At 56.7% G+C, this 25,914-nt stretch carries 22 protein-coding genes; 16 read left to right on the top strand and 6 right to left on the bottom strand.

Annotated features, from left to right (window positions below):
- Positions 1–5: 5 nt before the first annotated feature.
- The 4 genes from QN062_RS05065 to QN062_RS05050 all read left to right on the top strand — a co-directional run bounded on the left by QN062_RS05065 (position 6) and on the right by QN062_RS05050 (position 4,524).
- Positions 6–965, top strand: a complete 960-nt coding sequence (locus QN062_RS05065) for an ABC transporter permease (protein ID WP_369340765.1) — start codon at positions 6–8, stop codon at positions 963–965.
- Entirely contained in the window at positions 962–1,837 is an 876-nt protein-coding gene (locus tag QN062_RS05060; protein WP_369340764.1) for an ABC transporter permease, read from the top strand. The genes QN062_RS05065 and QN062_RS05060 overlap by 4 nt, the downstream gene beginning before the upstream one ends.
- Complete coding sequence (locus QN062_RS05055) at positions 1,837–3,528, top strand: dipeptide ABC transporter ATP-binding protein (protein WP_369340763.1); 1,692 nt, start codon at positions 1,837–1,839, stop codon at positions 3,526–3,528. The genes QN062_RS05060 and QN062_RS05055 overlap by 1 nt, the downstream gene beginning before the upstream one ends.
- A 93-nt stretch (positions 3,529–3,621) precedes the next feature.
- Complete coding sequence (locus tag QN062_RS05050) at positions 3,622–4,524, top strand: ROK family protein (RefSeq protein WP_369340762.1); 903 nt, start codon at positions 3,622–3,624, stop codon at positions 4,522–4,524.
- Between the two features lie 84 nt (positions 4,525–4,608).
- On the opposite strand, the gene QN062_RS05045 is transcribed toward QN062_RS05050, so the two are convergent.
- From QN062_RS05045 to QN062_RS05025, 5 genes are all read right to left on the bottom strand, one after another.
- A complete protein-coding gene (locus tag QN062_RS05045) occupies positions 4,609–5,376 on the bottom strand; it encodes a mechanosensitive ion channel family protein (RefSeq protein ID WP_369340761.1) in 768 nt (255 codons plus the stop codon).
- Positions 5,377–5,576: 200 nt separating this feature from the next.
- Positions 5,577–6,860, bottom strand: a complete 1,284-nt coding sequence (locus QN062_RS05040) for a ferric reductase (RefSeq protein WP_369340760.1) — start codon at positions 6,858–6,860, stop codon at positions 5,577–5,579.
- 4 nt (positions 6,861–6,864) lie between these two features.
- On the bottom strand, positions 6,865–7,620 hold the full coding sequence (locus QN062_RS05035) for an FAD:protein FMN transferase (protein WP_369340759.1): 756 nt from the start codon (positions 7,618–7,620) through the stop codon (positions 6,865–6,867).
- Between the two features lie 197 nt (positions 7,621–7,817).
- The gene (locus tag QN062_RS05030) at positions 7,818–8,411 is read right to left on the bottom strand and encodes an FMN-binding protein (protein ID WP_369340758.1); all 594 of its coding nucleotides are present in this window, start codon (positions 8,409–8,411) and stop codon (positions 7,818–7,820) included.
- A 232-nt stretch (positions 8,412–8,643) separates the two neighbouring features.
- A complete protein-coding gene (locus QN062_RS05025; RefSeq protein ID WP_369340757.1) occupies positions 8,644–9,660 on the bottom strand; it encodes an adenosine deaminase in 1,017 nt (338 codons plus the stop codon).
- Between the two features lie 332 nt (positions 9,661–9,992).
- Between QN062_RS05025 and QN062_RS05020 the strand changes: the two genes are divergently transcribed.
- From QN062_RS05020 to QN062_RS05005, 4 genes are all read left to right on the top strand, one after another.
- Positions 9,993–11,066: a helix-turn-helix transcriptional regulator gene (locus QN062_RS05020; protein ID WP_369340756.1), complete on the top strand. Its 1,074-nt coding sequence runs from the start codon at positions 9,993–9,995 to the stop codon at positions 11,064–11,066.
- A gap of 362 nt (positions 11,067–11,428) precedes the next feature.
- Positions 11,429–12,040 (top strand): hypothetical protein, encoded by a 612-nt coding sequence (locus QN062_RS05015; protein ID WP_369340755.1) that lies wholly within the window; start codon positions 11,429–11,431, stop codon positions 12,038–12,040.
- A 129-nt stretch (positions 12,041–12,169) separates the two neighbouring features.
- Positions 12,170–12,439, top strand: coding sequence for a 30S ribosomal protein S15 (gene rpsO, locus QN062_RS05010; protein ID WP_369340754.1), 270 nt, complete (start codon positions 12,170–12,172; stop codon positions 12,437–12,439).
- A gap of 301 nt (positions 12,440–12,740) precedes the next feature.
- Positions 12,741–15,380 (top strand): polyribonucleotide nucleotidyltransferase, encoded by a 2,640-nt coding sequence (locus QN062_RS05005; protein WP_369340753.1) that lies wholly within the window; start codon positions 12,741–12,743, stop codon positions 15,378–15,380.
- Positions 15,381–15,620: 240 nt separating this feature from the next.
- Here the strand turns inward: QN062_RS05005 and QN062_RS05000 are convergent, their stop codons facing one another.
- Positions 15,621–15,950 carry a YhbY family RNA-binding protein gene (locus QN062_RS05000; RefSeq protein WP_369340752.1) on the bottom strand — a complete coding sequence of 110 codons (330 nt, stop codon included), beginning with the start codon at positions 15,948–15,950 and terminating at the stop codon, positions 15,621–15,623.
- A gap of 89 nt (positions 15,951–16,039) precedes the next feature.
- Here QN062_RS05000 and QN062_RS04995 point away from each other — a divergent pair, with 89 nt between their 5' ends.
- The 8 genes from QN062_RS04995 (at position 16,040) to QN062_RS04960 (ending at position 25,831) form a co-directional block, all read left to right on the top strand.
- Positions 16,040–16,612 (top strand): LemA family protein, encoded by a 573-nt coding sequence (locus tag QN062_RS04995; RefSeq protein WP_369340751.1) that lies wholly within the window; start codon positions 16,040–16,042, stop codon positions 16,610–16,612.
- A 213-nt stretch (positions 16,613–16,825) separates the two neighbouring features.
- Entirely contained in the window at positions 16,826–19,081 is a 2,256-nt protein-coding gene (locus QN062_RS04990; protein WP_369342550.1) for a DUF2207 family protein, read from the top strand.
- Positions 19,082–19,149: 68 nt separating this feature from the next.
- Positions 19,150–20,016: an aldo/keto reductase gene (locus QN062_RS04985; RefSeq protein WP_369340750.1), complete on the top strand. Its 867-nt coding sequence runs from the start codon at positions 19,150–19,152 to the stop codon at positions 20,014–20,016.
- Positions 20,017–20,109: 93 nt separating this feature from the next.
- Positions 20,110–20,787 carry an isochorismatase family protein gene (locus tag QN062_RS04980; protein WP_369340749.1) on the top strand — a complete coding sequence of 226 codons (678 nt, stop codon included), beginning with the start codon at positions 20,110–20,112 and terminating at the stop codon, positions 20,785–20,787.
- Positions 20,756–21,808: a polyphenol oxidase family protein gene (locus QN062_RS04975; RefSeq protein ID WP_394854687.1), complete on the top strand. Its 1,053-nt coding sequence runs from the start codon at positions 20,756–20,758 to the stop codon at positions 21,806–21,808. Before QN062_RS04980 ends, QN062_RS04975 begins: the two co-directional genes overlap by 32 nt.
- A gap of 155 nt (positions 21,809–21,963) precedes the next feature.
- The gene (locus QN062_RS04970) at positions 21,964–22,680 is read left to right on the top strand and encodes a pyroglutamyl-peptidase I (protein ID WP_369340748.1); all 717 of its coding nucleotides are present in this window, start codon (positions 21,964–21,966) and stop codon (positions 22,678–22,680) included.
- A 141-nt stretch (positions 22,681–22,821) separates the two neighbouring features.
- The gene (locus tag QN062_RS04965; protein ID WP_369342478.1) at positions 22,822–24,255 is read left to right on the top strand and encodes a DivIVA domain-containing protein; all 1,434 of its coding nucleotides are present in this window, start codon (positions 22,822–22,824) and stop codon (positions 24,253–24,255) included.
- Positions 24,256–24,490: 235 nt separating this feature from the next.
- On the top strand, positions 24,491–25,831 hold the full coding sequence (locus tag QN062_RS04960; RefSeq protein ID WP_369342477.1) for a C1 family peptidase: 1,341 nt from the start codon (positions 24,491–24,493) through the stop codon (positions 25,829–25,831).
- The last annotated feature ends 83 nt before the right edge of the window (positions 25,832–25,914 follow it).

The raw sequence follows: 25,914 nt of genomic DNA, 5'->3' as shown, positions 1-25,914 counted from the left end.
ATATCATGCAAACATTCTGGTATATAGTCCGGCGGCTGTTGCAGGCAATATTCGTCGTCTTCGTCGTGACGGTCGTCGTGTTCTGCCTTCTCAGGGCCCTGCCCGGAGGACCCGCCCGCGGCATTCTGGGTGCGCAGGCCACTGCGGCGCAGATAGCCGAATTCAATAGGCAGCAGGGCTTGGATCAGCCGTTGTTCCAGCAATACTTCATGTATCTGGGCACGCTGATCCATGGCAACCTTGGAACCTCATACACGCTGAACACTCCGGTTGCGACGCTTATCGCACAGCGCCTTCCAAAAACGCTGATCCTCACCATCATGTCAACGATCCTCGCACTGGTAATCGCGATCCCGCTGGGAATGTGGCAATCATGGAGACGGGGACGGGCGGCTGACTACGTCACCACGACAGTGGCACTGGTGCTGTATTCGACGCCTGTCTTCTTCCTCGGCATCCTGCTGATCATGCTGTTCTCGCAGGACATCCCGCTGCTGTCCTCACAGGCACCTCAGGGGGATGGCATTGCGGTCATCTTCGAGAACCCTGCGGCAATGGTATTGCCTGTGGTCACGGGTGCCGCCGGGACTCTGGCCGTTTTCTCAAGGTACATGCGTTCGGCGACGGTAGAGAATCTGCAGGAGGATTATGTGAGAACCGCCCGCGCAGTCGGTACCCCTTCGCGTGCGATTCTGCTGAGGCATGTGCTGAGAAATTCGCTGACCCCCGTCGTCGCCATGCTTGGCTATTACATCCCTGTTATTTTTGGAGGTTCCCTGGTGGTCGAGCAGCTGTTCAACTTTCCGGGAATGGGCCTGCTGTTCTGGAATGCGGCGCAATCATCGGATTTCCCGGTGCTGCTTGGCTGCGTGCTGGTTATTTCGATAGCGACCGTATGCGGAACCTTCCTCGCTGACATCGCGCAGCTGTTGATCGATCCGAGAGTGAAGGGAGACATGAAATGAGTGCCACAAGCGCTGCTGCCGCGCAAGAGGACAGGCGGGTGAAGCATCTGCTGCTTCGTCGATTCATGCGCAATCGAGTCGCCGTGGTCGGTGCATGCATCATCATCGTGTTCGTTCTGTTCGTGCTCATTGGTCCGCTGGTGTATCGAACCAACCAGACCGTCACCGATCTGGCCAGCGCCAACCTTCCGCCAAGCCTCGACCATATCCTCGGCACGGATGCGGTTGGCCACGATGAACTCGGGCGGCTGATGTATGGTGGCGCGATTTCCCTTACCGTCGGACTCTCCGCTGGAATCCTGGCCACGATCCTGGGAGTGCTGTGGGGTGCGATAGCGGGATATGTCGGAGGAATCGTCGAAAGTGCGATGATGAGACTCGTCGATGCGGGGATCGCTATTCCCGCACTGTTCCTGCTGCTGGTGATATCTGCAATCGTGACGCCGAACGTCGTCGGACTCATTCTGATAATCGGATTCACATCCTGGCTTGTACCCTCGCGTCTGCTTCATGCAGAGACCCTGCATCTCAAGGAGGCCGATTCGATTGCGACGCTTCGGGCATTCGGGGGAAGCCATGGACGTGCGATAGGACATCATATCCTTCCCAATGCGATGAGCACGATAGTCGTGGCGGCAACGTTCCAGGTCGCCGATGCCATTCTGCTGATCGCCTACGTGTCATATCTGGGTCTGGGCGTGCAGCCTCCCCAGATCGATTGGGGAGGGATGCTCAGCTCCGGTCTGACCTCGATGTACAGCGGAAGATGGTGGCTTATTCTTCCGCCTGGCTTGTCAATCATTCTCGTTGTATTTGCGTGCAATGCTGTCGGTGACGGATTGCGAGACGCGTTCGAAGTGAGGGGGAGATAATGAGCGAAGTGCATGGTCGCGGCAATGGTGATGAGAGGGATTGCATGCTGCGGATTTCCGATCTTCGAGTGTCCTTTTCGACGGAAGCGGGACTGGTTCCTGCGGTAGGTGGTGTCGACCTTCAGGTCCACGTGGGTGAGACGCTGGCGATAGTCGGCGAATCCGGGTCGGGCAAAAGTACCGTGGCCCTGTCCGTCATGGGGTTACTGCCAGGGTCTGCGAATGTGAGTGGAAGCATGAATGTCGATGGTCATGAGCTTTCTGACTGTTCCGAAAGACAGATGAATGAATTCCGTGGCTCATTGATGTCCATAGTGTTCCAGGAGCCTGCCACCGCTCTGAATCCTCTGATGCGTGTGGGCGAACAGATTGCATGGACCATTCGCAACCATGATGCGAAGGTGGATTCCAAGGAAGCCTTGGAACGCGCCGAAGGGCTGCTCGAGCAGGTTGGGATTCCCAATCCTCGGGAGCGAATGAAGTCGTATCCCTTCGAGATGTCCGGCGGTCAGCGCCAGCGCGTGGTCATCGCGATGGCGATAGCCAACAGGCCAAAGCTCCTGATAGCCGACGAGCCGACCACAGCCCTCGATGTCACCGTGCAGGCAGAGATACTCGATGTGCTGAGGGAACTTTCAAAGCGCAATTCCATGGCTGTGCTCTTCATCACCCATAACATGGGCGTCGTCGCGGATGCCGCCGACAGCGTCGCCGTGATGCATCATGGAACGATCGTCGAATCCGGTTCGGTCGATGACGTGCTGCTGCATCCGCAGCATTCGTATACACGCCTTCTGCTGTCCGCAGTGCCGCGTCTGCGCGTCGAGGGCGAGAGCGAGGTCGAGGGCAAGGACAGCTCTCGAACGTCAGTCGTCGATCGTCCAGATGGTTCGATCGTTCAGGCGGACCATATGGAGATCACCTTTGGCAAGGGCAAGCAGGCCGTCAGGGCGTTGCAGGATGTCAATATCACGGTCGGCGAATCCGAGACGGTCGGTCTTGTGGGCGAATCAGGTTCGGGGAAGAGCACGGCGGCCCGGGCCATCCTCGGCTTGCACGCCTTGAACGGCGGTTCGATCCGTCTCTTCGAACACGATACGGCGAAGCTCCGTGGCAGGGCCAAGCGTCATCTGCGAGCAAGCGTGGGGGTCGTCCTGCAGGATCCGGTCGCATCGCTTGACTCGAGAATGAGTGTGTTCCGCTGCATCTCTGAGCCATTGGACGTTCACATGCGTCTGTCTCGACATGAGAAGCGCGCGATGGTGGCAGAGATGGTCGACGCGGTCCAGCTGCCGTCGACGGTGCTTGACCGCGCTCCAAGGGAACTGTCGGGTGGCCAGCGTCAGCGCGTGAGCCTAGCGAGGGCTTTGATTCTCAAGCCGAAGCTGCTCGTAGCCGATGAGCCTACCAGCGCGCTCGATGTCAGCGTGCAGCAGGTCGTCCTCGACCTCCTTGGATCCCTTCGTGATGACCTCCACTTCTCATGTCTGTTCATCTCTCACGATCTGGCGGTCGTTCAGCAGATGACCCAGCGCGTCTATGTCATGAAATCCGGGCGAATAGTTGAGTCGGGAAGGACGCAATCCACCCTTTCGCACCCGAAGACGGACTACACAAGAAAGCTTCTGGATGCAGTGCCTGTTGCGAATCCCATCGTGCAGCGGCAGAGACGAGAGCGAATGGCGAGGTGACGTCATGAGCCATGCGCGATGGCGTCTCGAGCGATGGCGTCTCGTGCAGTGACGTCATGGAAGTTGAACGGTAAGCATATAAGGAGACAGTCGATGGGCGAGGTACTTGCTGGAATCGATGTTGGTGGTACGAAGACGCAGGCAATCATATGCACTCCCGATTATCGAATATTGAGGCAAGGTTCGGTAGGCACTCCCGCGAAGGAGGGTGGTTCGAGCATGGTCTCGGCGGCTATCGCCCTTGTCGAACGGCTGTTGGAGGACACCGATGCGTCATTGCGCGGTGTTGGGGTCGGTGCGGCGGGAATGGTGGATCCAAGCAAGGGCATGGTCACCGTCGCCAGCAATTCCTTCCGTGGCTGGGCGGGTTTTCCGGTGACGAAGGTGATCGCCGACCACTTTGGCGTTCCCTGCGCCATAGACAACGACGTCAACGCTTTCGTCCGAGGCGAGGTGACCACAGGTGACGCGCGGGGAAGAAGCAACGTCCTCGCCATCATGCTCGGAACAGGAGTGGGCGGAGCCCTCTGGATGGATGATGCCCTGTTCCAGGGTGAGACCGGCGCCGCGGGTGAAATCGGGCACATATCCGGGTTTGGCAATGCGCCTTGCACCTGTGGCGGGCATGGGCATTTGGAAACCGTGGCATCTGGCAACGCGATTGCAAGAAGGTATAGCGAGATTTCGTCGGCTTGCGTAGGCAGCGCCAGGGATGTCGCCGATCTGGCGCGTGGCGGCAATGCTCATGCGAAGCTCATATTCGAGGAGGCAGGCAGAGCCATAGCCCAGGCAATGTCGATGGAGGCGGGGCTGCTGGACATCACGACCTTTGTTCTTGGCGGTGGAGTGTGCCGATCCTGGGATCTGCTTGAGGAGTCGGTGCGCAGGGAGCTTTCGGTGAATCCACCATTGGGAAACAGACATTTGGATATCTTTCCATGCGCCGACAACGTCGCTGCAGTGTCCATCGGAGCAGCCACGCTTCTCGCCGTCTGAGGCCCGTCTTCCTTCGCTGCACGGCCGAGGTCGTCGAAGCATGCGGCGAAGGGTGCGGCGAGGCATGCGACGTCGCCGTGGGTGTCAGCCCGCAAGGAAGTCCTCGCCCGCTATGGAACGCGTGACCAGATCCTGCAATGTTGACGGCAGGACCTCGGGCTTGGCGAACACCCATATCTCGCCTTTGATCCCAGTCACGTCGAATCCTTGGAATTTGACCAATGCTGGCTTGTCGGGAAGTACCAATCCGTTGGTCACGCGGGAGACCTTGGCCAGGATGGTCTGTTCGACGATTGCTGGGTCCACGTCGCCTCTCGTCACGAACGGGACGCGTGTCAGAGCCTCGCCAGCCAACGTCATTTTCTCGAGCGATGACGTGTTGAGCAGGGAATTGGGTATCCACATCTCTTCGCCGGCACGGTCGATCACGATGGTATGACGCCATGTCACGTCCTTGACCGTGCCGGTGATTCCTGCAATGGAAATCAGGTCTCCTGGCTGAACGACCTTGCCAAGCATAAGCCCGAATCCTCCGACGATGTTGGAAATCGTATCCTTCAGGCCGAACGACACGGCAAGGCCGCCAACGCCAAGAGCGGTCGTCAAGGTCGTCGGATTGATGCCGAACACTGGCTCGAGCACCATCATCGCTCCGATGATCCAGATGATGCCAATGACGATGTTGACAAAGAAGGTCGCACTTGGAATCTGCGAATGCTCGAGCAGCCTCCATAGCGCCTTGGATGCCGCATATGCGATTGCCGCGGTCGCGGCCAAAACGATCGCAAGGAAGATGATTCGGTTCGCATTGCTCGAAAGCCAGGCCTGCACCACACCCAGGAACTGTGACATATCTTCCTCTCGTCGTTTGCGACATCGATTGCAGCATATTCATCCCGTACGATACTCGGAAATGATTATCGCATGCTGAAAGCTCGCTATGGTCGCAGGAATCGCTCGTTGCACGGTGCCGCGAGGTGTCTGCCGTTCCAAGTCGGCATCATTGGAGCGGCGTCATGGGGATCTGCCACCATTCTTTGCTCCATGGGGACTTACCAGGTGAATGGTTCGTAGCAGATGTCGTCCGAGCGCACTCCATGGGCAAGCAGCATGCGCCGTATGGACCGGAGCATCGTTGCAGGACCTGCAATGAGATACAGGGCATCGTCTTCCATCGCATGCCTCATCTCAGCGGAAGAGAAGCGCCCGACCTTGAGCTGCGCGTCGCAGCTCTCCGTCTGGGCCCATCGTCGAATCTGATCCGCATACAGCAGCTGATCGCCGCTCCTTGCGGCATACATGAAGTGCATCCGTCTGCCCTGATTTCCATAGCTCATAGCGACAGGCACCAGGGGAGTGACTCCGATGCCACCGGCAAAGATGACAATCGGTCTGTTCGCGGAATGCTCCTCTATGAAACGCTGATATCTGCCATAAGGCGGAATCATTCGAGATTGCATGCCGGGAGCGGCATTGGCGACCAATGTCCGAGTGAAGTCCCCGTCACCACGGATGGCGAAGCTGACGATGTCGGTCCTTCCCTGGACGCTCACGATGGAGAAAGGATGGAACTCGTGCAGCTTTCTCTCCCTCGGGAAACGGATGAATGCGAAGTCGCCGTTCTCCCATCTGCCCCGAAGACCGTGAACCTTCATGGTGATCTCGACGGTGTTGGGCGCGATTCCTTGCACCGATTCGATTTCACCTCGGTATGAACCGAATCTCTGATAGAGCTTTTCATAGGCATACGCGATTGCGACAAGCGCCGAAGCGGCATAGAAAAGAACCATGAAAGGCGTGATCGCCCTGATGTAGCTGATGAGATTGACATGGACGAAGATCAGGACGACGGCGATGACGTTGATGCGATGAAGCCAGACGTTGAGTTCATGGTGGAATATGCGTTCCAAGGCTCGCCGGGCATTCCCCAGAATCGAGAATCTGGAAGACAGCCAGCCCGACATGAAAACCAAGGACCAGACGCCAAGGAAGGCAAGGATGTAGAAGGCTGCATTTCCGGTGAGGGCAATCAGGCCATAGGAATTCATCAGGGACTTGTGCGCGAAGGCGAGAATGATGGCCAGAAGGCTGAGAATGCCATGCACCATGTAGATCTTTGGCAGGCCGATGAGACGGTCAAGCCATCTCGGGCGAGTGCTCATGTAGATTGCCGACAGCATCCAGCAGTATGCGATGGCTCCCACAAGAATGATCCGCGCCGAAGGTTCATAGAGTGTCGGCAGGCCGCGGCTGAGTAGCAGTACGAAGGGCATGGGAACCACGAATATGACGGTGAACCAGGTGATCGTCATGGGCAGATGCAGTCGTCTTGGCATCGTGTCATTCCTTTCGGATGGATGTGGACATGCGTGCATGGGATGGGTCGGAATCCATGGAATCGCTCACCTCGAAGCAGGGAGTGCCATGTGCCAGGGACGGTAGCTCAAATGCGACGAGTCTGGCATCCGGTCTTATGGCCAGCATCGTCAATCCATTGCGGCGAGCCATGTCGACGGCACCGAGCTCTCCTGAGGAAAGGCAGGCGGTCGACCACATGTCGGCATCCGTGAGTGATTCCGACAGGATCGTGACCTGAGAGAGTGGATGAACGTCGAATTCCGGAGAGGTCACAATGTGGTGCCCGCGCTTGCTGAACCCCGACGTGGCGACGGCGCCATCCTGGAGATGGCATCGGGCGATGAGCTCACCGGGGGCGACAGGACTCTCGATCCCGATGTCCCATCTGAAATCCGAACATTGGGCGACGGCGAGCTGCATGTCGCCACCGCCGTTCAAGGCGACCGCTTCGGCAAAGGGACGCTGGGACCCGTTGCCGCTCGTGTATGTCAACGGTCTGAGAAAGCGTCGAAAGGCCTTCTCTATCGCCCACCCCTTTACGATTCCAGTCGGATCGTAGGCGCCTTGGGCGAAGGCGTCGAAGGATGCATGGGTGACTTGCCTCGCCAAGGCAGACCGCGCATAGACTTCATGGAATTCAGGGTCGCAGAGCAATGCGTTCCAGTCTCCTCGACGAGCCATGGAAACGAGGGAATCGGCTCTATATGGCGAGAACCTTTCATCGATATCGTTCAGCAATTCTCCTATGCTTGATACGACCGACTCGATATGTGGCGAAGACTCCCCTTGCCATCTCTGTGCTTCACTTCCTTCACTTCCGTCTCTTCTGTCTCGTCTTTCTTCCCTATATGTCGATCTGCGGTCCCATGGCTTGATCATTATCGTGAACGGGATGTCCATCATGTGGATGACTCTGACGAACATCGCTGCGGGCATCATGATTGGCCCTGTGAGGAGCTGGTCGAGCTGCCTGCCATCGACTGATTGATTGCGTCCTGAAGAGACCCGGTGAAACCGGTGAACGTTTCCGTCGCGCCACTCACGAGTTGGATGCTGGCGCTTTGCGCCTTCTCTGCCTCGGACTCATATGTGGGAATCACCTGTGCGCTTATCGTCTGCGATTGCTGTGTCTCCGTCGGATATGTTATGGCTGTCACATTCGTGATCGTTCCGTTCGAGACGGTGATGCGCACCTGGACGTCGCCACGATTCGTCTGGATCAGTTCGCCTGTGTACGTCCCATCGGCATACTTCGATGAGCTGCTGCTGCTGGAACTGCCCGAGCTTTCGGAAGCGCTTGCGCTCGGGCTTGCGGAGCTATCCGTGGATTGCGAGGACTGCGCTGAGTCTTCGGATGGACTGCCGATCGCGGTGGAATCCGTGGCGTTCGTCGCCAGGCTGCTTTCGGTGGTTGGTCTGAAAATGAGCACGACGACATCGATTGCCGCCGAGACGGCGATGAGGGCCGCCAACGCCATTCCCAGTGCGCGGCGTCGCAGCGCATGTGTCCTGTCACTCGTATGACGCATGGCTTCCCTCCCGGCTCCTTGACAGGCGTTTCGAATCACATCGGTCGTCTTGGCCGTGGGCTGACGGACGGGTCCGGATCAATCCCAGTCGAGGCATGCCCGCATGCGATGCCTGAGAACCAAGTTGGTTTCAGATAAAAGCATGCTGCTGGGAATTTCTTGGAAGCTGACTGAATTCTGGATTGAAATCTGCATATACGAGTCAGGAGAAGGCGTGCCGACCGTATATGGGTTAAGCCTTGAGCAGACTCGAATGCTTGGTCTTCCATTCGTCGAGCTGCTGGCGCAAGGTCCTGCGTTGGTCATCGCCGATGAATGAGGCGTCGATCGAGTGCTCGGCGAAGCTTGCAAGCTCGGAAAGTGTGAAGCCGATTTCTGAAAGTGCCTTGTAGTTATCGGCGATGTAGCCACCGAAGTATGCAGGATCGTCGGAATTGACGTTGATGAGCACGCCCTGGTCCATCATGTTGCGCAGCGGCAGCTCGTCAAGGCTGCCCACGACTTGGAGCCGCCTGTTCGAAAGTGGGCAGGTGGTGAGAGGGATTCTTTCTGATGCCAGGCGCTTCAGCAACTCTGGGTCGGTGACCGAGTGAATGCCGTGATCGATGCGTTCCGCATGCAGGTTGTCGAGCGCATCGATCACATATGACGCAGGCCCTTCCTCGCCGGCGTGGGCGACCCGATGCCAGCCAAGCGCCTTGGCCTCTTGGAATTGCTTGGTGAACAGATGTGGAGGATAGCCGACTTCGGCGGAATCCAGACCAATGCCGAGTATGTCCGAGGCTCTGTTCTTTACTGAATCGATTACCGATTGGGCGGTTTCGAGCGGCATATCGCGTACGATGCTCAAAATCAGTCCGCTTGTGATTCCATAGCGTTCCTTGGCGATGTGCATGCCCTCAAGCAATCCATCCATCACCATGTTTACATCGAGTCCGTTGGCAACGTGCACCTGTGGATCGAAGAATATTTCGGCATGTCTCACGCCTTGCGTGCTGACTTTGGCGAAATAGGCCAAGGCGAGATCGCGAAAGTCTTGTGCGGTTTTGAGCGTTCCCATCAGCTCGTAATAAAGGTCAAGAAATGACTGCAGATTCGTGAACTGATACTTGCCTTTCAGCTCTTCAAGGCTTGCATAGGGGAGTGCGACTCCATTACGTTGCGCCAGTTCAAGTGCCAGCTCGGGTTCCAGGGTGCCTTCGATGTGCAGATGCAGCTCCGCCTTCGGCAGCTGCTCAAGAGCGGCCATAATTGCTTCTGTTCCGACTTCTTCTGTGTTTTCTACGGCGTTTTTCATAAATTCCTAATCAATCGAGTCCGAAAAGTTCCATCTTGCTCGTATCTTAGTCGAGCTTGAAACCTTAGAATGGATGGATACGATATCGGTTCGCATACGGATAGGTTCAGTGGTGAACCGTTGCCTTTGCAGAGCGGCACCGGTGACGCAACTGGAGGTTGCGCGAGAATTTTGGTTGCAATGTCGGGTGCAACTCAAAGATGGTGGCAATATGCCAGATTCTTTGCAAGGGTGAGGATATACGAAAAAGCTTTCCATGCTTTTCACCGTTATGAGGAGAAGACATGAGTTTCAAGACCAACCTGCAGTCCTTGCGTGCCCAGCGCAACATGACTCAGGAACAGCTTGCAATGCTGCTGGGTGTTTCACGTCAGGCGATTTCCAAGTGGGAGTCCGAGAAGGCATATCCGGAGATGGATAAGCTGCTGGTCATCTGCGATCTCTTTGGATGCACGCTCGATGACCTGGTTCTTGGCGATGTGAACAGGCCAGGTCAGTCGGCTGCAGATCCTCGGCAATCGACTCGCAGCCATCATGAGGAGTCAGAAAACGAGCATGGCCCTGGAACAGGTGCCGGTAGCGTCGCGCTGTCTCGTGCCGATGGGCCGACTCTTCCCGCCGACGTTACCGGATACGATCTGGAACGCAGATCCTTTGCCTTGAAGATTGCGTCTGGAGTGGCGCTGATTCTTTGTGGTGTTGCAGTCTGCAGACTGTTTGACGTTGAAGATGGCGGATGGCTGATCGCAAGCCCATCGTTTTCTGAATTTCTTGTGGTGATCTGTGTGTTCACGGGTGTCGCTCTCGGTCTGGCATTTCTTGTCCCGGCCGGTCTGGCGCATGGCGGCTTTAGAAGAAGACATCCCTATGTCGAGGATTTCTATTCTGATGCTGATCGTTCGAACGCTGCCAGAAGGCTTGGCTTCGCTGTTGCTGGCGGCATCGCCTTGATACTGCTGGGCGTGGCAGTCCTCGTGCTCGAAGACAATCCATTTACGCAATCCTTCATGCTGCTCTGCGTGGCAGCTGCGGTTTTTGGATTCGTCTATTACGGAATCTCCTATGGCTTGCTCGACATCAATGAATATAACGCCAAGGAAGATGAGGATGACTTGACTGCGGTGAGCGGGCACGATGCAGAAGCCCTCGAAGAGAGAAAAAGGAAAAGGGCAATGGTCAATTCAATCTGCAGCATCATCATGTTCACCGCAACCGTGATCGCCCTGCTTGCTCTGTTTGGAGGACGTGGCGAATTGCAGATTGGAAGTATGACGCTGCCATTCTGGATTCCGTGGGTGATCGGCGGTGTGCTCTGTGGTTTGGCCGAGCCCATCGTGACCCTGTTACGCAGGCGCTGAGCTTCGATTCGCTCAATTTGCGACGAGATTCCGAGTTTTGCGGCAATTCCAAAGTATCGCACCCACTTTTTGGCTTACTGGCAATCAAATATCAACGTTTTCGGACATTGATACTTTGGAATTGCCGCAAAACTCGGAATCTCGCATAATGTGCCTATGATATTCACCCAGTCTGCGGAGAAAGCCGGAGTATCGATTGAATTCAGCGCCCCTTCAGTGATCCTCAGTGCCCTTCGGTGCCCCTTTGAGGGAAACGAGGGTTTGCCTTTGCTGATGAACCTCTATACTTATGTGTGATGCATAAACGGTTGGTGACAATGGGCAGCGAACAGACACAGGGCAGCGAACGGGCACATGCGAATATGAGTGAGAAGAGCAAAGGTGAAATTCCCGACTCAAGGCTATCTTTGGCGGATATTGAGCGCAGGCAGTCCAATCCTGCGAGCTGGATTGCTTTCATAGCTCTGATCCTCGTCGCCATCATCGCCCCGTATGGCTATGGCCGCTACATCGCGCTCCGCCACACGCAGGGCATCATATCCCGACTCAACATGATCGAGGCTCCAGGAATAGCGGTGATCGGTTGGATGGTCACTGTGGTGACGCTGATCGCACTTGCCATGTGCGTTCTGGAATCGAAGTCATGGTGGTGGCGCACGATATTCATCGTTGCGCTGTCCTCCGAGCAATTCATCTCAGGTCTATGCCTCCTGAAGATGTCATTCTGGTACGGCACCTATGTCGTTTTCGGCAAATATGCCTATCTCGCCAACGCCGCGAATCTTGGAGTCATCTCGGCTGCGCTCGGGGCTGCGGCGTTCGCCTTTCTCTTCGTCGCGATTCTCGTGATCGTGCGCAAGGATTCGCCTCTCAATGCACTCACGCACAGCTGGTCCGCCATGGCTCTGTTCTTCGTCATTGAGTTGGTCGCGTTGGGAATCGTCCTCTTCGGTGGTCTTCTGACCATCGTGTAAGTCTGCGAAAAGATGAAGCGGTGAAATAGCAGGGTAAGTGTATACTCTTGTCTTGGCGTGTTCCGCCCGCGGAAAGAGAGCGCTTCGACATTGGGTCGCAGCACCGCGCAGCAATATCAAGGAGGAGCCGTGGCACTTACGGCACAGGAAAAGCAAGAGATCGTCACCAAGTACGCGACGCATGAAGGTGATACGGGTTCTCCCGAGGTTCAAATCGCGTTGCTGACCAAGCGCATCAGCGACCTGACCGAGCACCTGAAGGAGCATAAGCACGACCACCATTCACGTCGTGGCCTGCTTCTCATGGTTGGCGACCGTCGTCGTCTGCTCGATTACCTCCAGCGTGTTGACATCGAACGTTACCGTTCGTTGATCGGCCGTCTGGGATTGCGTCGATAATTGAATACTTCCGCCCGAGCATATAGCTCGGGCGCTTTTGCATACCGGCATTCGGAACATGTGAATACGGTAGATGCTGAGCACGGCAGGTGGTTAGACGGATGAGTCGCGATGGCTTGAAAAAGGCCAGACGGTTCAGGGTATGACGAATAATGCAGACACAGCAGGTATCTCCAGCAAGGAGCGCGCGGTCAGGTATACCGCGTCCGGGATGCACAAGATGGATGAAGCGCTAGATGGCGCTAGGTTGTTAGCTAGATTGTCTAGCGAATTGATGAAAAAAATAGTGAAGGAGGAACCCGTGGAGGGTCCCGAAATACAAGCCGCAGAAGCGGCTATTGATAATGGCTCATTTGGCACGCGCACGTTGCGCTTTGAAACTGGCCGTCTCGCCCAGCAGGCCGACGGTGCAGTGGCAGCCTATCTTGATGATGATTCGATGGTGCTTTCAACCACGACAGCTGGTTCAAGCCCCAAGGAGAATTACGATTTCTTCCCACTCACCGTTGATGTGGAAGAAAAGATGTACGCAGCCGGAAAGATTCCCGGTTCGTTCTTCCGCCGTGAAGGCCGTCCATCCTCGGAGGCCATTCTGGCCTGCCGAATCATTGACCGTCCTCTGCGCCCGCTGTTCCCGCACACGCTGCGCAACGAGGTTCAGGTAGTCGAGACCGTATTGGCCGTCAATCCTGAAGACTCATACGACATGATCGCGCTCAACGCCGCATCTGCTTCCACGATGATTTCCGGTCTGCCTTTCGAAGGACCGGTTTCCGGCGTCCGCCTGGCTTTGATCGATGGCCAGTGGGTCGCCTTCCCACGCTGGAGCGAGCGTGAGCGTGCAGTGTTCGAAATCGTCGTTGCAGGTCGCGTCATCGACAACGGTGATGTAGCCATCGCCATGATCGAGGCAGGTGCAGGCAAGAACGCCTGGAAGCTCATCTATGACGAGGGCCAGATCAAGCCCGATGAGGATGTCGTCGCGCAGGGCCTTGAGGCGGCCAAGCCCTTCATCAAGGCAATCTGCGAAGCCCAGAACGAGCTGAAGTCCAAGGTCGCCAAGGAGACGAAGGAATTCCCTCTGTTCCCTGAATACACTGAGGATCTGTACAACCGCATCGACCAAATCGCCCATGGTGATTTGGATCAGGCGCTCTCCATCGCCGACAAGCTTCCGCGTCAGGATAGAATTCATGAGATCAAGGAGGGCGTCCGCGCTGCCCTTGCTTCGGAATTCACCGATATGGAGGATGCCGAGAAGGACAAGGAACTTGGCAACGCATTCAAGGAACTGCAGCGCCAGATCGTTCGTCAGCGCATCCTTACGCAGGATTACCGCATCGATGGCCGCGGTCTTCGCGACATCAGGACCCTGTCCGCCGAGGTCGACATCGTTCCTCGCGTTCACGGATCGGCTCTCTTCCAGCGTGGCGAGACCCAGATTCTTGGGGTCAGCACGCTGAACATGCTCAAGATGGAGCAGCAGGTCGACGCGCTTTCCGGCCCAACCTCGAAGCGCTACATGCACAATTACGAGATGCCTCCATATTCGACCGGTGAGACCGGCCGCGTCGGTTCGCCGAAGCGCCGCGAGATCGGTCACGGCGCCCTTGCGGAGCGCGCACTGGTTCCCGTGCTGCCCTCGCGTGAAGAGTTCCCCTATGCCATTCGTCAGGTATCCGAGGCCATCGGCTCCAACGGATCGACATCGATGGGTTCCGTCTGCGCTTCGACGCTGTCGCTGCTCGCAGCCGGCGTTCCACTGAAGGCTCCTGTTGCCGGCATCGCCATGGGATTGGTTTCCGGTGATGTCGATGGCAAGCACATCTTCAAGACCCTCACCGATATCCTGGGTGCGGAAGATGCCTTCGGCGACATGGACTTCAAGGTTGCCGGAACCTCCGAGTTCATCACCGCATTGCAGCTTGACACAAAGCTTGACGGCATTCCTGCCGACATTCTTGCAGCCGCCCTGCAGCAGGCCAAGGAAGCGCGCACGACCATCCTTGAGGTCATCAATGAGTGCATCGACAGCCCGGCCGAGATGAGCCCATACGCACCTCGCATCATCAGCACCACCGTTCCAGTCGAGAAGATCGGCGAGGTCATCGGTCCGAAGGGCAAGATGATCAACCAGATTCAGGAGGACACCGGAGCTGACGTCACCATCGAGGACGACGGCACGGTCTATATCTCCTCCGAGGGTGGCGAAGCCGCGGCCAAGGCCAAGGAAATGATCGATCAGATCGCCAATCCGCACGTTCCAGAAGCCGGAGAGACCTTCAACGGCAAGGTCGTGAAGACCACAAGCTTTGGCGCCTTCGTCAACCTGACGCCAGGAACCGATGGCCTGCTTCACATCTCGCAGATTCGCAATCTCACCAACGGTGAGCGCGTCGACGCCGTCGAAGACGTGCTGAAGGAAGGTGACACGGTCGAGGTCATCGTTCAGGGCGTTGACGACCGCGGCAAGATTTCGCTTGCCATCCCAGGATTCGAGAACCAGGAGAGCGCCAGCCAGTCACACGGCGATCGCGGTGACCGCCGTTCTGACCGTAGCGATCGTCGTGGCGACCGTGGCGATCGTGGTGGATATCGTTCACGCTACAGCAACGATGACCGCCCACGTCGTCGTCGCGATGACCGTGATGATCGTTCTGACCGCTCCGATCGTGGCGATCGTGGCGATCGTGGCGATCGCGGATACGACCGCAGGGACCGCCATGATGACCGTTCGGATCGTAGCGAACACAATGACCGTCGGCATGATCGTGGCGATCGCAACGATCGCAACGACCGTCGCGGTGGCTACCGTGGACGCCGCGAAGTCCCTCACTATGCTCCAGACGAGCACTATGACGAGTATCGTGCAGACCGCGAAGAGCGCACTGAGCGACCACGCCGCAGAGTTCGCAAGGATTTCGAGCCATTCGAGGACTGATGTGCGGACGAGTCCATTAATCGCTGAATAGACGACTGCCATGCACCCAGGGAAGACCCGGGGCTGCATGGCAGTTCTATATCTCGGCCGGAGAGTGGCGAGCTTCGTTGCTGGGGCTGCTGGGGCTGCAGGCGCATCCTTCGCAGCCACCGATGCCTCATCGGGATTTCAGCTGCTTGGAATTTGCGGTCCCTCTCGAGAATCTTGAGAATCTTGAGAATCGAAGATCAACGCAGATCTTCAACGAACGAGCTTTATTCTTTCGATGTCATCGCGATGGCTTTCACGGTATATGACGAAGCGGTTGCCGATGACCTGGACCACAGAGGCCCCTAGCTTTTCTGAAAGCTCGGCAGCGGCATCGCGGGCTGTCAAGTCTGAGCCGTTCAGCACCGAACATTTGATGAGCTCACGATTTTCCAGGGTTTCGTCCGCCTGCCTGATGCTCGTCTCGGTGAGGTTGCTCTTGCCGATGATGATGAGCGGATTCAGGTGATTGCCAAGCGCACGAAGCTGCTTGACCTGATGCTTGTTCAGTTCCCTTGCCGAGCGGATGCCGTTATCTTCCATATGCGTATGTCCCTTCGTGATGTATCCTGCACACCATGCTAGCGTGCGCTGCAGTCGAAAGATTCGCGGTCCATGAGACAATGGACGATATGAACGGATTACTTATCGCTGTACTCGTGATAGTCGTTATTGTCGTCGTGCTGGTGTTGTGGGGGATTGGGGTATATAACGGCCTGATTGCCTTGCGAAACCGCGTTGCCAATGGCTGGGCCCAGATTGATGTTCAGCTCAAGCAGCGCGCCGATCTGGTGCCAAACCTTGTCGAGACCGTGAAGGGCTATGCGACTCACGAGTCTCAAGTGTTTCAGAAGGTCACCGAAGCCAGGGCCGGGGCAGTCGAAGCGGCGCAGCATGGCGATCCGGAGCAGCGCGCGCAGGCCGAGAACCAGCTGAGCAATGCTCTGGTGAATCTGCGTGCGACTGCCGAGGCATACCCGCAATTGCAGGCGAATCAGAACTTCATGGACCTGCAGAATCAGCTGAGCCAGCTGGAGCAGAAAATCGCCTATGCGCGGCAGTTCTATAACGATGTCGTGCAGAAGTTCAACATCAAGATTCAGTCGGTGCCGAGCAACATCATCGCGGGCATGTTCCACTTCAAGGAAGCGCAATTCTTTGCAGTGGCCGAACAGGATCGATCGGTGCCGCAGGTCAAGTTCTGACACCCAGGCAGCTCGTATTCGAATGCCTGGCGCAGTGCCGTAACGATTCACACGCACACCTATGATCGAGCGAAGCCCAGCAAACGGCTTACTGCGGCGCATTATGGCGCATTACTGCGCACTGGGAAATTCGAAATTCTGGGAAATTCGGTGAAATCTGCGCGTTGCCGCAGCGACGCTGCTCCATATTGCGCACACGAAGGGAAACATGTGATGCAACCAACTCAACGATCTCTGCACACGGACTCCGGTGAAGCACCGGCTTCGAAGCGTGAGTGGAATGTGAGACGGTTCATTCTATGCCTTGGAGCGGCGATAATCATCGCGGCTGTGGCAGTCGCCCTGCTCCTGGGGATTGGTGTGTCGAGTCTCAACGAAGCACCTCTCTCATATAATTCGCTCGATTACAAGACGCAGGTGCTGAAGAACGGCGATCTGAAAATTGAGCAGCGCGTGTCCATGAAGCTGAACGAGCGCGAAGATGACGATGGCGATACCAGGCCATGGCGTCAGATGTATCAGCAATATACGATCAATCCGAAAAATCTGACTTCGATTTCCGACGTTTCGGTTCGCAATGTCACGGACGGCACCACATACAAGCAGACCAAGCCCATTCCTCCCGATGATGTCTCTTCTACGAGCAACTGGGATTCAACCGAGGCAAATCATTGGTATATCGCCAATGTCTCCGATTCCGACAATCCAACACAATATGATGCCTCAAGTGCAGACAAGGATTCCAAATATCCTGTTGAGATCGGGTGGAACATTCCTGAAACCGATTCTGCCAAGGCGATGGTCTTTGACATCACGATGACGTTCCACGGCGTTTCGACTGCTCACCCGGATGTGACCAACTTCCAGTGGGAGCCTTTCGGCGACGCCAATCAGATTCCAATCGGCACGGTCAATGCAACCGTCAGCTTCCCTGAGGGCGTTTCATCGAAGAATTCCTGGGCATGGCTGCATTACGCGGGTCAATCCGAGACATCGCGAAAAAGCGATGGCACCTTGCAGTTCACGGCGCAGGATGTGAGTGCAGGCGAGCATCTCGATCTGGTCGCGATGTTCGATTCCTCGGCCAGCAGCGGCGTTGCGCGAACGAGCAGCTCCAATGCCAAGCACAGCATCATCGATGATGAGACCCAGCAGGAGACGAAAGCAAGAGACGCAGCGAGGTCGAAGGCAAGACTCACGATAATCGCCTGGATCATTGGCGGCATCGTTGCAATCATTCTCAGCATTTTCGCTGTGCGTGCCGCTTTCAAGACCTATGGAGCCTCGCGCTATCACGGCGATGTGGAGTACTGGCGCGAACCGCCGAACATGAGCCCAGCCTCGGCAGCAGGCATGCATGACATCGTCCTCAGGAAAACCTCGGACAAGGCCTCGCGGCAAATGGCGGCAAGCGTGCTGTCGCTCGCATCCAAGCATGCCATTTCAATTTATCCAGGCTCGGTCGCCGCGTATGGCACCATTGATTTGACGCAGGCAGATTCAGTGCAGATTTCGAGTGCGGTTTCGAGCGGCGACAAACGCCTCCAAAAAGATCTTGCTTCGACATCGACGATTGTCATTCATCCAGTCTGCTCGCATGATCGCGACTCTCTTAAGCTCAGCTCATCGGAAGATGCTGCATTGCACCTCTTGGAATGCGCGGCGCAACGACTCGATTCACCGGTATTCGACCTGAAGCAGATGCAGCGAAGCTTCAAGAAGTGGGAGTCGGGCTATACGGAACAGGCGAAGTTCACCAATGCGGTGAGTGGAGAATTCGCTTTGCTCGGGGCCACGCAGACGCGTTCAAGTTCGATTGGCCTGGGAATCTTGGGCATCGTCGTCGCGCTGGTCGGCACGCTTGCAGCCGGAATGACGCTTGGTGGGGGAACCTTCGTCATCGCCAGCCTATGCGGCTTCTTGCTCCTCGTGTGCTCCATCTTCGCGGTCATGTATGGCAAGGTCACGGTGCTCAATGACACCGGTCAGGAATATGCCGGTCAGATCCAGGGACTGCAGCGATACCTGCTCGATTTCAGCTCCTTCGAAGACCGTGGGGTCGATGACCTCGCTCTGTGGGACCGTTACCTCGTCTATGCCGCGGCATTCGGCATCAGCAACGAAGCATTGCAGCAGCTCGCGCGTGCCAATCCGAAGCTGAGCGACCCTCAATGGCTTGATTCGAACGCTTCCGGCTCGATGCTCTATTGGTCGTTCAGACCGTGGACATTCATGACCTATGGCTATATGGCGGGCAGTTTTGGCGAAGCGGCTCCGGGGATGCCAGCGGGAGCAGACTTCAACCCTGGCATCGGCGACATCGGAAGCCAGCTGACATCCAGCTTCTCATCAATCAGTTCAACGATTCATGCTGCTGCCCCTTCATCATCCTCCGGCGGCGGATTCTCCGGTGGTGGATTCGCGGGCGGTGGCGGTGGTTCAGGAGGCGGTTCCTTCGGCGGCAGATAGGCTGCCTTCAACGACTTCGGCAGCGTGTAGGGTGGGAGTGACCATCGTCGAGTCGAAAGGGGTTCCTGATGGAACTACTGCACAGAACAATCGGGCAGTTCAGGACCACTGCCATTGGTTTTGGGGAAATGCCGCTGACGATCGAGGGCAAACCCAGCCATGAACGGGCGATAGAGACCATTCATGCTGCGCTTGATGCGGGATGCCGTCACATAGATACCGCCTGGGCCTATTACGAATCTGGCGGCGAGGAGGAAACCGGCGAAAAGCTCGTGCGCCAGGCGCTGCAGTCCTGGAGTGGCCCGCGTGAAGATGTTCTGGTGGCGACCAAGGTCGGTCATTTCAGGAACTTCACCGAGGGCAGACCGACGTGGGATGTCGATGGGCGTCCGGAAACCTTGATGCGCAATGGCAGACAGTCAGCGCAGGCCCTGGGAAGAGACAGCATCGATCTGTTGTATTTCCACCGTCCAGATCCAAAAGTGCCCTATGGCGAGTCCATCCAGGCAATCAGGCAGCTGATCGATGATGGCGTGGCAAGGGCGGCAGGCATCTCCAATGTGGACATCGAGCAGATCGACCTTGCACGGACAATCCTGGGAGACAGGCTGGTGGCTGTGCAGAACCAATATTCGCCCATCAGCCGCGGCACCCAAGATACCTTGGAGCATGCCGAAAAGCTCGGGCTCGCATTCGTATGCTGGAGTCCGCTCGGCGGTTTCCGCAAGACCAGGGACGAGAGCATGTTCGATCCGTTCAAGAAGGTCGCCAAGGCTCACGGTGTCAGCTATCAGCAGGTCGTGCTCGCGTGGGAACTGAGCAAGGGCGATCACATGTTCGTGATTCCCGGCGCTCACCGTCCAGAAACCATCGTTGACTCGCTGCATGCCGGGCAGCTTGAGCTCAGCGATGATGAGCTTGCCATTCTCGGCTGAGAAGAAACCGCGGCTTTTGCAATGCAGGGCTGCTAGGCTATGCCAATAGCAAGCTGGCAAACCATGCGATGCTTCTCACGGGCAGGAGGATCAATGACTGTGGAAGAACCATTCGGCGCATTATTGCACCATGAACAGCATCAAGGAGCGCAAGGCCATCGGGCGCTGATCGTCGTCGATGTGCAGCCAACCTTCTGTGAGGGGGGTGAACTCGGCGTCGAGGGAGGCAATGCCGTCGCGCAGTCAATCCACGACTTTGTGAGCGCTCACCGCGACGATTACTGCTATATCGCCACGACGCAGGACTGGCACATAGAGCCGGGCAGCCATTTCTCGGACACGCCCGATTTTGTCGATACATGGCCGAGACATGGTGTCGCAGGAACCACGAATGCAAATCTTCATCCGCTGATCGCCGCGCTCGGCATCGAACATCATTTCAAGAAAGGCCAGTACGAGGCCGCGTATTCAGGCTTTCAGGGCATCGAGGACCTTGGCGGTCCGCAGATACCATCGCGTGAGGAATTCGCCCAGCAGAGCAAGGCAGGGCACACATTGAACGGTGAGCTCGATCGGCGCGGCGTGACCGACGTCGATGTCGTGGGCATCGCGGAATCGCATTGTGTGAAGGAAACCGCGCTCGATGCTCAAAAATATGGCCTACGAGTGCGCGTCTTCACCGACCTGACTGTCCCCGTGAGCCAGGAATTGGGTGAACAGGCGCGCAAGGAGATGAATAATGCAGGAATCATCCTTCAACCCTCACACTGAAATGGACGCATCGGCTCGGATCCTTGACGATACGCGCATCGACGATCATGATGAGGCGGGCAACCCCATTCCGGTGACCATACCGATCGATCTGGCTCCCGGAATTCGCGTGACATATACCACGAGGCTTGGCGGTGTCTCATCCGGAGACTTCGCTCAGCTCAATCTGGGTGGCAAGGGTGGCGACGATCCAGAGCATGTGCTTGCCAATCGCAAGGCGCTGTCACTTTCGCTGCATGCTCCGCTGTCGTTGGTCAGCCAGGTGCATTCCGGTCATGCGATTGACATTGACGAGGCATGCGAGCGCAATGCTGAGTTCGGCTTCGATGCCAGCGGCACGGTCGGCGGAGACGGGGAGACGCCCGATCAGGCGGACGCATCCGTGCAGGGCATCGCAGGCATGGTCATCGAGGCGGACGGTCAGGTCTCCGGGCAGTTCGATCTGGCTCTTGGCATGTTTGCAGCCGACTGTCTGCCAGTCCTTCTGGCCGATCCGCGCCACCGCATCATAGCTGCCGCGCACTGCGGTAGAAAGGGATTGCAGCGCGGAATCATCGCTGCGACCGTAGCAAGGATGAAGGCGCGCGGCGCGCAGGTCGAAGACATCGTCGCAACGCTTGGACCGTGCATCTGCGGTGACTGCTATGAGGTCGGAGATGGGATTGCATCCGAGTTCGACGCGCAATTCCCCGGGACGGCGACGAAAACCCGCTTTGGCGGACGCGGCATCGACATAGCTGGTGCGGCAACCATGGCGCTTCACGATGCCGGAGTGAACGATCTTGTGTCTTCGCTGTCTCGGGTGAATGCCGCGACGCAGTATCTGGAGCATGATCAGGAGCTTGACGATCTGTGCTCCAATGACGGGGAGGGGCCGAGTTCCCTTTCGAAGCGAGTCGCCGACATGCGTCATGGTCTGTGCACGCTGGAGAATCCGCTCTGGTATTCTCATCGCCGCTCAGCGCTCGCTGGCAAATCGCATGAAGGTCGCATGCTTGCACTTATCGAGCAGCGCGACTAGGCAGTCTTCGCAGTCTTCACTCGGATCGTTTTCCTCCATGGTGCAGGTCGCGTCCCTGGGGGTGCATTGCCTTGGAGTCTGGATGAACGATGACTCGAAGGCATAATCTTCAAGAAACCGTGGTTAGGCGCACGGACTGTGTCTACACTGGGTGCATGGAGCGATTTTCTGTTATTGTATCCGGATTTGACCGGTATGAGGGCGTTGACGTCAACCCTTCGCGCGAAGTTCCTGAGGCTTTGGAATCTCAAGGATTGAGATTTGGATCGAAAGATGAGACGAATCCAACGACAGAACTTGATGCAGACCTTGATGCGGCTGTCGGTTTCGATTGTGCGATCGACATTCACAGCGTGCTCCTTCCCGTGAGCTTCACGAAGGCGTGGCCGACGTTGAAGGCGGGAATTGACAGATATCGACCCGACATCGTCATTGCCACAGGACTGAAGCATGCCGCAAGAGGCATTGCATTGGAGCGCTGCGCGACGAATCTCATGGATGCAGCCCGTCCGGATGCCGACAACGTGGAGCCGAGAAAGATTCCAATCGTCGAGGATGGCCCCGCAGCGTATTGGACGAGGCTGCCACTGAGGTCGATACTCGAGGACTTCTCGACCCATGGCATCCCCGCCACGCTGAGTTCCGATGCTGGAACGTATGTATGCAATTCATTGTTCTACCATCTCCTGAACTGGACATCGCATCAGGCGAAAGTGCTCTCGGGGTTCGTGAGTTTCCCACTCGTGAACGAGCATGGCGACAACCTCTACGGTCTGCCGCTTGAACAGCAGATTGCCGCAGGGCGTGACGTGGTGAAGGAGACGCTACGGTATTATCGTGAACCAGCTGCCCGAGATGTGGTAATTGTCTGAGATGTATCTGTGAATATGATGAATGTTGCGCTGAGAGTGTGTGAAATAATTGACACTCAGACTTTTCCATCACGATTGGATATAGAGTCGTAAGAGGTGAGGTTGACGTACAGAGCCGGTTTACGTTGAATAGGAGTTTCGATGGTCGATAGTTTCCCCGTTGTATTGCGCGGTTATGACAAGGATAAGGTTGATGGAGCGCTTTCTGACATGCGTCAGAACATCGTCCGTCTACGCGAGCAGATCAAGGCCTATGATACGAGGGTCTTGAAACTCGAAGCGGAACTTCAGGATGAAAAGGCTCGAAAGTCAACGGTATCGAAGGATTCGTTCGCATCGCTGGGCGCAAATGCCCAGCAGCTTCTGGCTTCGGCGGAACAGACCAGCACTGAGCTGCTGAATCGCGCAAAGCAGGATGCCAACACGATCAGGACATCGGCCCAGGAGCAGTCCGATACCACCATCAACAATGCTCACATCGATGCCAAGCGCGTCCTCGATGAGGCGGAGTCAAAGGCGAAGTCGCTGCTGGATTCGGCAAGGGACAAGGCGCAAACCGTCACGGCGACCGCGAGTCAGCAGGCAGATCAGCTTCAGTCAACGGCAAGCAAGAAGGTGTCCGAGCAGCGCCAGGCAGTCGAACTGGAATTGCGCAATTCGCGCGAGGAGCATGAGAAGCGCATGGCTGCCGAGAGGGCTTCGCAGGAGCGTGACATCGCTGCCATGCGAGCAGAGGCGACCAAGGAAACCGCGCACCAGCGTCAGGTCGCCGACCAGGAGATCACCCAGTTGAAGAGCGAAGCCAACGATCAGATTCAGAAGGCTCTTGCGGAGGCCAACAAGAAGCTTGCCGACGTTCGAGAGCAGGTATCCCGAAATCTTACCGAAGCGAAGCGCAAGGCCGGTGAAATCACCGATGCGGCTCATGTCAAGGCTCAGCAGATCACGGATGAGGCTGTCGTCAGCCGCGCGGAGACACTGTCCAAGGTTTCGGCTGAGGTGCAGCAGATTCGCAAGGACATCTCACAGCAGCAGGATCAGGCCACGGCAAAGGTCAATGAATTGCTGAAGAACCTTGAAGAGCGTCGCGCCCAGACCGAGAAGGAAACGCAGGAGCTCCTTGGACAGGCCAAGAGCGCTCGCGAAGAGGCCGATTCCTATGCTGCACACAAGCGTGAGGAAGCTGAGCGTCAGGCGGATCAGATTCTTACCAAGGCTTCAGCGGATGCCCAGGTCGAAGTGGAGAATCGCCGTCATGCGGCTGAGCAGGAGCTGAAGGGTCTCAAGACCAGCATCTCCAAGCTGCAGCACCGTGAAGCCACCATAACCGCTCGTGTCGATGATCTTCGCTCCATCTTTGCCAAGTCCTTCGGCGCTTTCGATTTCTCGGAGGAGCATGCGCAGTCGTCATCCGAGTCCTCTGCGAAATCTTCGACCGGTGCCGACAACCAGGATGGCGAAGCAGATCCTTCAGTCCCATCGTCGGCCCTTTCGCAGGGTCAGCCCGGAAATGACCAGGCACAAGCCGACAACACAAGCGATTCGATGCCGGCCGTCCAAGGCAGCAATCGTTAATATGCTATGAAACCATAGGCTGATTGCACTTCATGGATGTGCCCCTGCGAGCAAGGCTTCGCAGGGGCACATCCATTGCACTGCCTGGCTGCGGTGATCTGCCTGGACACACCTTGGGAATGGTCGTGCGATTGCGCTCACGAGCAAGAGTTCTGTGGCGAATAGTACAGTGCGATATTGCATAGGAGAAGTCGATAAACGCATCAATGGCGTGGATTGCAGAGGGGTATGAGTAATGGGTGAGAATCTACAGGCACTTGGACAAGAACAGCTTGCACGGATGCGCGAGGATTTTGATGGGAATGCCTCAAACCGCGTTGCCATGAATGCGGTGACGAATGCAGGAATCAGTGAGGTGGCCCGCAACTATGACCGGTCACGACTGCTGCAGCGCCGCTTTTCGGTCACGGTGGATAACGGCTCAGTCACCTCGCAGGAGCGTTCGGGACGTTGCTGGCTGTTCAGCTCGTTGAATGTCGCGCGATTCATCGCCAAGAGGTCGATGAATCTCAAGGAATTCGAATTTTCACAGAATTACGCGATGTACTATGACAAGCTCGAACGCATCAACTACTTCCTGCAGGATGCCGCTGAGCTGATTCGCGCCGGGGAGGCCAGCGATTCGAGGTTGATGCAGCACCTGCTCAAGGAAGTCATGGGCGATGGCGGCCAATGGACGATGGCCATGAATGTATACAAGAAGTACGGCGCGGTACCAAAGGATCTTTTCCCTGAGACCGCATCGTCAAAGAGCACATCAGAGATGAATGTGCATCTTCGCGCGATTCTGCGGCAGGCTGTTGCCCATATGTATGAGAGCAACGACAGCATTGACGAGATTGTGGCGACCACCCTCGAGGCAGGGCACCGTCTGCTCACCATCAATCTGGGGACGCCGCCAACCAGCTTCGATTGGGAATGGACCGACAAGGACGATAACTTCCACCGTGCGGGTGAGATCACCCCTCAGGAGTTCTGGAAGCGCTACGTCGATGCAGGTCTCGAGGATTACGTCTGTCTTGTGGACGACCCTCGCAGTGAGCATCCCAAGGGTCAGAAGATCGCCATCGAGCATCTTGGCAATGTCGTTGGCGCCGATCCGACCGAATATCTGAATGTCTCCGTCGATTTCATGAAGCAAGCCGCCCGCAAGATCCTCTCAGAGGAGGGCATCCCGGTATGGTTCGGCGCTGACTGCCATCCGATGATGGATCGCAAGAACGGCGCGTGGGCGACGGATCTCTTCGAATATGGACGCGTCTATGACTTCGACTTCGACCTTGACAAGGAGGAACGTGTACGCTTTGGCGACTCCGCCATGAACCACGCCATGGCCTTCGTCGGAGTCGATGTTGCCGAGGACGGAACGACCACGCGTCGTTGGCGCGTTGAGAATTCCTGGGGCTGCAAGATTGCAGACAAGGGCTATTTCACGATGGATGACCCATGGTTCTCGGAATTCGTGTATGAGATAGCGGTTCCAAAGTCGATGTTGCCTGCGGAGTATCAGGAGGCGCTCAGGAAGCCGGCGATCAAGCTTCCGGCATGGGATCCGATGGGTGCTTTGGCCCAATAATCGGGTGCAGGAAATCCAAATTGTGAGTTTTGCGGCAATCTGGAAGTATACAAGCGAATTTTTGGTGTATTCCTCTACGGTGG

Source organism: Bifidobacterium sp. WK012_4_13 (genome assembly GCF_041080835.1).
GTDB classification, from domain to species: Bacteria; Actinomycetota; Actinomycetes; order Actinomycetales; family Bifidobacteriaceae; genus Bombiscardovia; species Bombiscardovia fermentum.
The sequence above is the reverse complement of the archived record's forward strand: the minus strand, read 5'-3'. Positions and strand labels throughout refer to the sequence as shown.